The organism is Vibrio sp. 03_296, from assembly GCF_002265885.1.
In genome coordinates this window covers 1-6,535 of record NZ_NPKW01000111.1, presented here as the reverse complement: position 1 = coordinate 6,535, position 6,535 = coordinate 1, and the positions used below count along the sequence as shown (strand labels likewise).

The window sequence follows — 6,535 nt, the reverse complement described above, 5'->3', positions numbered from 1 at the left end:
AGTCTTCGGACTGGGTTTTGTCGTTTTCAGCGTGATGAATTTTTCTTTCAAGGGAATGCATCTTGCTCATGTCATACCAATCTGGAAAATTAACTGTCAGGTCTATCCATCTTCTCGAGCACATCTGTCTGACTCTGGCCGAACATTCCAAAAAACTCTTCCAAGCCCTACATACTTTGGAGACAATGCCTTCGTAATCCGCAAAAGATGGATTGGCGAGATAGTGTTGTCTTAACCCACTCCACACTTGTTCTATCGGGTTTAGCTCTGGAGAATAGGGTGGGAGCTTGATGATACTGACTTAATTGTTCTCGCTGCTCCGCGTTAAGAAATGCTGGGCGACCCGTTCTTGGTTTCTCTTGCAGTCCTTTAAGCCCTTCTTCAAGGAATGTTTGTACCCATTTATTCACACTGGCTCTGCTTACCTTCAGGAACTTAGCAATTTGGGTTCGAGAGTGACCATCTTTAAAATGGGCCAATGCGAGTAATCACATCTTCATTTGAATAGATTTTTGTTGGCTAGCAAGTTTTTTGAAATCAATGTTATTGAGACTGTCCATAGCGTCATTTATCACGAAGAAGTAACAGCCTCAATTAGATCATCTTTTTAGTTAGGTTGATATTATCCTCGCTAGATCGCTATTAAACACCACAGGAGCTTGCCGTCATTCGGGGGAGTTACACATATAAAAAAGCCCAACACGTCGTTGGGCTTAAGTGATGTTTTAATGTGCCGTCAATACTAGAGAATTCTCTTTAGTACGCCATCGGCTTTAATGCGAGTGATTTTGCGGACTAACTTCTGAACCACTTCCGGATATTCTTCGACTTTCTCAAGTTGTTTGTATGTACAAATTAACTGAGTGTGCTGGAGAATGTTGTCGACCTCAGAATCAAACTGTTCTGTTAGTTGCGCAAAGTCATCTCTAATCAACAAACCGTTTTCGAGATCTAACGCCCAAGCTCTAGGATTGAGATTGTTTCCTGTCAGCAGCATGTAGCGTTTATCAACCCAAATACCTTTAAGGTGGAAGCTGTTATCGCCATCTTTCCAGAGCCGAATAGAAAGGTTTCTTGCTGCTATTTGAGCTTCATAAGCTTTAGCAAACTTGCGTAGGTTCAGCTCATATAAATAGGGTAAACCACCAATCGTTTTGAATTCTTTGTCTGGTGCGATGTAAAAGTCGTTAGCGGTCTTATCGCCTACAACAATCGTCACCTTTACGCCACGTTTTAACGCACGTTTCACGCCCTTTGCGATATCTTTAGGAAAGTTGAAGTAAGGCGTACAAATGAATATTTCACTTTGAGCCGCATCAATCAGCTTAGCGATGTTTTGATTGAGGAAGTTCCGCCTCTTTCCTAAACCGACCATCGGGGTGATGGAAAATTGATGTTCGGCAGCCTCGTGAGATTCAAAGCGATACTTGGCGCGAGCTAACGCTGAGCGAAATTGACGAATTGCGGTCTTAATTTCTTTGGTTTCAGGGCGTTCTTCTTTTGCCAAATCATTCACGGCAGGGTGCGCTATCATTTCGTTTTGGACGAAACTGAACATAGTGTCGGCAAGGGATTCATTATGAATCACGTGGTATCGATCAAAGCGATAACGCTCACTGTACTGAAGGTAGACGTTGTTGAGGCTCGCTCCGCTGTAAATCACCGTGTCGTCGACAATGAAGCCTTTTAGATGGAGTACACCAAAGACTTCCCTACCGCGAACTGGAATGCCGTAAACAGGAATTTTGTGTTGATATTTGTTCGCAAACGCTTTGTAAAGCGCAGCATTACCTTCAGATTTTTCTGCACCGATCAAGCCACGTTGTGCTCGGTGCCAATCAACGCATACGCTGATATCTAAACCCGGATTGCGTTGCTTAGCTTCGTATAGCGCTGTCAGTATTTCTCGCCCGGCCTCATCATCTTCGAGATACAAAGCCACTAGGCAGATACGAGAGGTCGCTTTTGCGATCGCATCTATCAAGCGAGTCCTGAAGTCTTTCGCTGTATGAAGAACTTCCAGAGCATCAGCATCCACAGCAATGCTGGGTAGCTGTGCAAAAGGATTCCTGCTAGCCATCATATGGGGTGTATTACCTTCGTTATGTGCAGTATTGCAAGCTGCCGATTCTACCAAATTTATTAAATCCAATACCAGAAAAGCGCGAATTCTTAGCGGATTTGTGCCTGATATTGCATAGGAACGAGATCTTTGCCACTTTCTGAATAGCGTATAAACTTTTGTTTCAGAGAGTTAGGCAACTGCTCGGACGAAATCGTCACGAACGAATGTTGCGCATAAAAAGGTTCGAGGTGTCGATAAGCAAAGCAAAAGACCTTTTCGTCAAGGAGTCTTTCCGCACAGTATTTGAGCAAGCAATGTGCGATCCCTTTTTTTCGCTGGCTGGGTATGACCAGCATACCAGTCATCAGTTGATGTTCTTCAACCCGACGAAAGCGCACAACGCCAATGGTCTGCTTATCTTGCATTGCGACGACAATGTTCTCATCTTTTTTTACCTTCGTGCCCGGATAATGGGCCTTATAGAGTTTTTTGATGATAGGAACTTTGATGGGATCCAGTAGTTCAAAGTGAATTGCATGTGTCATGGCACTGTGCCTGCAGGATAAGTGTTGTAGAATGGGCAAAGTTTAAGTTAATACGTTGATGCTATGCAAATTAAGCAAAATATCTCTTTAAAGCCGTACCATACTTTCGCCATTGAGCAATGTAGCCATTATCTGGTTGAAGCAGGTAGTGTGGATGAGCTCATCGAAATTTACGACAACCCAGATTTCTTTGAGTTGCCAAAGCTCATTATTGGTAGTGGTAGCAATGTGCTCTTTACCCAGCCTTTTTCCGGTGTCGTGGTGGTGAATCGTCTTTCTGGTAAAACGTTAAGTGAGGACGAATCGTTTTACTATATCCATGCTCAGGGGGGAGAGGATTGGCCCAACTTGGTGGAATGGTCTGTTCAACAAGGGATTGGTGGTTTAGAGAACCTTGCCTTGATTCCTGGTTGTGCAGGCTCGGCACCGATTCAGAATATTGGTGCTTATGGGGTTGAATTTAAAGATGTGTGCCAGTACGTGGATATTTTGATGCTGGACGATTTTTCTCAACGTCGCCTCAGTGCTGAAGAGTGTCAATTTGGCTATCGTGACTCAGTATTTAAGCACGCCCTTTATAATCAATGCGTAGTGATTGCGGTGGGGTTAAAATTGCCTAAAACGTGGCAAGCGAATAACAGTTACGGCCCGTTGCAGGACATTGCAGAGCATGAACTTTCACCAATCAGTATCTTTCACAAAGTGTGTGAAGTTCGTAGAGAGAAATTGCCAGATCCAAAGCAGGTCGGCAACGCTGGCAGCTTTTTTAAAAACCCCATTATCGATAAAGCCCATTGGCAGCAGCTAAAAGCTCAGTTTCCTCACATCGTTGCGTATCCTGCTGGTGAACAGATGAAAGTAGCTGCTGGATGGTTGATTGACCAGTGCGATTTTAAAGGTGTGCAAGTTGGTGGTGCTCAAGTTCACCCGAAGCAAGCGTTAGTGTTGACTAATGCGCAGTCATGTACCGCGCAAGATATCATCCAGTTGGCCAGCCTTATTTGCGATGCGGTTTGGGATAAATATCAGATTGCACTTGAACATGAAGTTCGCTTTATCGGTGCTGTCGGTGAGACCTGTTTAAGTGAGCTAAGAGTAGAGTCATGAGAAAAGAGCACGTTGTTAAACTGCATTTATTAAAACGCTTAGCCGATGGACAGTTTCATTCTGGAGAGACGTTGGGTCATGAACTTGGTATTTCTCGAGCGGCGATCTCAAAGCACATTAACGCATTGCAGGATTGGGGAGTTGATGTTTATCGAATTCAAGGGCGAGGCTATCAACTGGCTCAGCCTATGACGCTGCTTGATGAGCATCAGCTGGTTGAGCAAAATGCAAATAATGTTGAACTGATCCCCGTGATTGACTCAACCAATCAGTATCTACTGGAACGTATTGAAAACCTTCAAACAGGCCATGTTTGTTTGGCTGAGTATCAATCACAAGGGCGAGGCCGACGAGGGCGGCAGTGGTTTTCGCCTTTTGGCTCCAACCTGTATATGTCGATGTACTGGCGTCTGGACGCTGGAATGGCAGCAGCGATGGGGTTGAGCCTTGTTGTGGGGATTGCTGCGGTTGAAGCGTTGGAATCATTAGGCGTTCAAGGTGTGAAATTGAAGTGGCCTAATGATGTTTACTACCAAGATAAGAAATTGGCGGGAATTTTGGTCGAGATGACTGGTCAAGCAGGAGGCGCTGCTCACTTGGTGATTGGAATGGGTCTAAACATGCAAATGCAGGCAGATTGCCATTCTATTGATCAACCGTGGACAGCGCTCAGCCAGATTGAATCTGGAGCGAGACTAGATCGAACAGAACTGGCTTTAGCGTTAATGGCGAAATGGCGAGAAGCCCTTTCTGAGTATGAACTATGCGGCTTAAACGGTTTCATCGAGCGTTGGAATCGATTGGATAACTTTAAAGGTCGCCAAGTTAAGTTATTGATAGGTCCCAGAGAAATTCATGGCGAAGTTCAAGGCATTGACAGCCAAGGCGGCGTTATTCTAAAAACCGTGGAAGGGATTCAAACATTTGTTGGTGGTGAAATCTCTTTGCGAGCTAACGATCAGTAAACGAAATTGAATGGTATGCTGAGTCGTTGTTTCTATTTACGTAGCAGAATCTCTTCGACCAAGTGATTTTGGCCCTTACGCAGAATCAGATGAGCGCGTTCTTTGGTTGGCAAAATGTTTTCCGTTAAATTAATGCCATTAATGTCTCGCCAAATCTGTTGTGCTTTCTCGATGGCTTGTTGCTCGCTAAGTTGAGTATAGTGACTAAAGTACGAGCCAGGTTGAGTAAACGCGCCTTTACGGAACTTGAGAAAGCGCTCCACATACCATTGTTCTATCGTATCGCTTTCAGCATCAACGTAAATTGAGAAATCGAGGAAATCAGAAACAAAAACACGATGAGGATCGTGTGGGTAGTCCATACCACTTTGCAGTACATTCAGCCCTTCGATAATCAAAACATCGGGGCGATCCACTTTCTTTACTTCCTCCGTAATGTCGTAAGTAATATGCGAGTAAACAGGAACCTCAAGCTCCGGTTTACCTGCTTTGACATCGGAGACAAACTGCACCAGCTTCTTCATATCATAAGATTCTGGAAAGCCTTTCTTATGCATGATGCCGCGTTGATCCAGCTCCTTTTTTGGATAGAGAAAACCATCAGTGGTGACCAGTTCGACTTTGGGATGGTTTTCCCAGCGAGAAAGTAGAGCACATAAGACCCGAGCAGTGGTGCTCTTACCTACAGCCACACTGCCTGCGATACCGATGACGAAAGGAGGAGCGTGTTCATCATTATCCAAAAACTGATGAAGCACCGAATTGCGGCTCTGCCTCGCCTGCACATAAAGATTCAATAAGCGAGAAAGAGGGAGATACACTTCCACCGCTTCTTGCATGGTGAGATTTTCATTGATCCCTTGCAATGCCTTTAAGTCTTCTTCAGACAACGTCATTGGCACTGAATTACGTAATTCAGACCAAGTTGCGCGACTAAATGACAAAAATGGGCTCATATGAACGCTTCCTTTCCATGTGAATCGTGAAAGAGAATGCAAAATACATCATGAGTAACAGAAAGCAAATGACAATAGTGAATCCTCATTGAAAAAAGAGAGAATTGTGTGATTTTGCGTCAGGTGATTCTGTTTTATCAAAAAATCAGATTTTTTTGTAAAAAAGCTATTGCAAGCAAAGAAATGATTCACTAGAATGCGCTCCACTTATGCCGACTTAGCTCAGTAGGTAGAGCAACTGACTTGTAATCAGTAGGTCACCAGTTCGATTCCGGTAGTCGGCACCATTCTCTCCCACTTAATAGTGATTGTAGTGAGAATGGTTGAAAAATTTGGAGGGGTTCCCGAGTGGCCAAAGGGAGCAGACTGTAAATCTGCCGGCTCCGCCTTCGATGGTTCGAATCCGTCCCCCTCCACCATATTCTTTAGGAAATAGCTCTCAGAGTTACGTGTTGCGGGCATCGTATAATGGCTATTACCTCAGCCTTCCAAGCTGATGATGCGGGTTCGATTCCCGCTGCCCGCTCCACTCACAATTTGAGTGCTGATATAGCTCAGGTGGTAGAGCGCATCCTTGGTAAGGATGAGGTCGGCAGTTCGAGTCTGCCTATCAGCACCAGCTCTCAAAGTTATTTCCTTTTGATATAAGATTTACCAATTATCTTTTTTGGTTGCGTGGTCAATTCGGGCCACCTAAATCCGTACCTAGAGGGACTATTCATGTCTAAAGAAAAATTTGAACGTGTAAAACCGCACGTAAACGTTGGTACTATCGGCCACGTTGACCACGGTAAAACAACTCTAACTGCAGCTATCTGTACTACTCTTGCAAAAGTTTACGGCGGTGCTGCTCGTGACTTCGCATCAATCGACAACGCTCCAGAAGAGCGTGAGCGT

Annotated in this window: 7 protein-coding genes, 4 tRNA genes and 1 pseudogene; 8 read left to right on the top strand and 4 right to left on the bottom strand. The window is 44.5% G+C overall.

Going from position 1 to position 6,535, the window contains the following annotated elements; genetic code table 11:
- A partial coding sequence (locus tag CIK04_RS35550; protein ID WP_263198424.1) for a hypothetical protein occupies window positions 1-235 on the top strand: 235 nt, incomplete at its 5' end.
- A gap of 49 nt (window positions 236-284) precedes the next feature.
- Here CIK04_RS35550 and CIK04_RS35545 read toward each other — a convergent pair.
- From CIK04_RS35545 to CIK04_RS13645, 3 genes and pseudogenes are all read right to left on the bottom strand, one after another.
- A pseudogene (locus CIK04_RS35545) lies at window positions 285-479 on the bottom strand (helix-turn-helix domain-containing protein); the annotation flags it as partial.
- A 263-nt stretch (window positions 480-742) separates the two neighbouring features.
- Window positions 743-2,083: a CDP-diacylglycerol--serine O-phosphatidyltransferase gene (gene pssA / locus CIK04_RS13650; protein ID WP_038939511.1), complete on the bottom strand. Its 1,341-nt coding sequence runs from the start codon at window positions 2,081-2,083 to the stop codon at window positions 743-745.
- Window positions 2,084-2,172: 89 nt separating this feature from the next.
- Window positions 2,173-2,610 carry a GNAT family N-acetyltransferase gene (locus CIK04_RS13645; RefSeq protein WP_080533423.1) on the bottom strand — a complete coding sequence of 146 codons (438 nt, stop codon included), beginning with the start codon at window positions 2,608-2,610 and terminating at the stop codon, window positions 2,173-2,175.
- Window positions 2,611-2,673: 63 nt separating this feature from the next.
- On the opposite strand from CIK04_RS13645, the gene murB reads away from it, so the two are divergent.
- Both murB and birA read left to right on the top strand, forming a co-directional pair.
- A complete protein-coding gene (murB, locus tag CIK04_RS13640) occupies window positions 2,674-3,717 on the top strand; it encodes a UDP-N-acetylmuramate dehydrogenase (RefSeq protein ID WP_017420262.1) in 1,044 nt (347 codons plus the stop codon).
- Window positions 3,714-4,682: a bifunctional biotin--[acetyl-CoA-carboxylase] ligase/biotin operon repressor BirA gene (gene birA, locus CIK04_RS13635; protein ID WP_039453001.1), complete on the top strand. Its 969-nt coding sequence runs from the start codon at window positions 3,714-3,716 to the stop codon at window positions 4,680-4,682. The genes murB and birA overlap by 4 nt, the downstream gene beginning before the upstream one ends.
- A 32-nt stretch (window positions 4,683-4,714) precedes the next feature.
- Here birA and coaA read toward each other — a convergent pair whose 3' ends face one another.
- Window positions 4,715-5,638 (bottom strand): type I pantothenate kinase, encoded by a 924-nt coding sequence (gene coaA / locus CIK04_RS13630; protein WP_045590887.1) that lies wholly within the window; start codon window positions 5,636-5,638, stop codon window positions 4,715-4,717.
- Between the two features lie 211 nt (window positions 5,639-5,849).
- Between coaA and CIK04_RS13625 the strand changes: the two genes are divergently transcribed.
- The 5 genes from CIK04_RS13625 to CIK04_RS13605 form a co-directional block, all read left to right on the top strand.
- A tRNA-Thr gene (locus CIK04_RS13625) sits at window positions 5,850-5,925 on the top strand.
- Between the two features lie 47 nt (window positions 5,926-5,972).
- Window positions 5,973-6,057 (top strand) — tRNA-Tyr (locus CIK04_RS13620).
- Between the two features lie 35 nt (window positions 6,058-6,092).
- A tRNA-Gly gene (locus CIK04_RS13615) sits at window positions 6,093-6,167 on the top strand.
- 14 nt (window positions 6,168-6,181) lie between these two features.
- Window positions 6,182-6,257: transfer RNA gene (locus tag CIK04_RS13610), tRNA-Thr, on the top strand.
- A 101-nt stretch (window positions 6,258-6,358) separates the two neighbouring features.
- Window positions 6,359-6,535, top strand: a 177-nt coding sequence (locus CIK04_RS13605) for a GTP-binding protein (protein ID WP_253275292.1), incomplete at its 3' end; no start/stop codon positions are given.

Excerpts from the sequence above, each read along its gene's own strand:
- pssA (WP_038939511.1), bottom strand. The coding sequence starts at position 2,083 with ATGATGGCTAGCAGGAATCCTTTTGCACAGCTACCCAGCATTGCTGTG.
- birA (WP_039453001.1), top strand. The coding sequence starts at position 3,714 with ATGAGAAAAGAGCACGTTGTTAAACTGCATTTATTAAAACGCTTAGCC.
- coaA (WP_045590887.1), bottom strand. The coding sequence starts at position 5,638 with ATGAGCCCATTTTTGTCATTTAGTCGCGCAACTTGGTCTGAATTACGT.
- CIK04_RS13645 (WP_080533423.1), bottom strand. The coding sequence starts at position 2,610 with ATGACACATGCAATTCACTTTGAACTACTGGATCCCATCAAAGTTCCT.
- murB (WP_017420262.1), top strand. The coding sequence starts at position 2,674 with ATGCAAATTAAGCAAAATATCTCTTTAAAGCCGTACCATACTTTCGCC.